We start from the raw sequence: 790 nt of genomic DNA, 5'->3' as shown, positions 1-790 counted from the left end.
CACCGAATTCATTCCACCCCCGTCTCCTCCGATCGGACCACCGGGCCAGCAGCGGGGCGGATCGTGACGTCAGCAGGCATGGTGAAGGCCTACCCCACGGTGAACGAGGACTACCTCAAGGCGGTCGACAAGGCCAAGCGCAAGCTCCGCGGCCTCATCGCCGAGAAGAATTGCGCCCCGCTCATGCTCCGCCTCGCATGGCACTCCGCGGGCACCTTCGATGTGGCCACCAAAACCGGGGGCCCCTTCGGCACCATGAAGAACCCCGCCGAGCAGGCGCACGGAGCCAACGCCGGACTGGAAATTGCCATCAGGCTGCTAGAGCCCATCAAGGAGCAGTTCCCCATCCTATCCTACGCTGACTTCTACCAGCTTGCTGGAGTCGTGGCAGTCGAGGTAACCGGCGGACCTGATGTCCCCTTCCACCCCGGGAGGCAGGACAAGCCTGAGCCTCCACCGGAAGGCCGCCTTCCTGATGCCACCCAAGGTTCTGATCACCTCAGGCAGGTTTTCTCCACACAGATGGGTTTGAGCGACCAGGACATTGTTGCGCTTTCTGGTGGTCACACCCTGGGAAGATGCCACAAGGACAGGTCTGGATTTGAGGGAGCCTGGACGTCCAACCCTTTGATCTTTGACAACTCTTACTTCAAGGAGCTTCTGAGCGGAGAGAAGGAAGGCCTTCTGCAGCTACCAAGTGACAAAGCCCTCCTCTCTGATCCATCCTTCCGCCCACTTGTTGACAAATACGCAGCGGACGAGGACGCTTTCTTTGCTGACTACGCCAAGG

At 60.3% G+C, this 790-nt stretch carries 1 protein-coding gene; it reads left to right on the top strand.

Annotated elements, in window-relative coordinates:
* Window positions 1–78: 78 nt before the first annotated feature.
* Window positions 79–790: peroxidase family protein (locus CVM52_RS28240; protein WP_503128408.1), on the top strand; the 712-nt coding region annotated here is incomplete at its 3' end.

It is taken from the genome of Pseudooceanicola lipolyticus (assembly GCF_002786325.1).
Lineage (GTDB): Bacteria > Pseudomonadota > Alphaproteobacteria > Rhodobacterales > Rhodobacteraceae > Pseudooceanicola_C > Pseudooceanicola_C lipolyticus.
The sequence above is the reverse complement of the archived record's forward strand: the minus strand, read 5'-3'. Positions and strand labels throughout refer to the sequence as shown.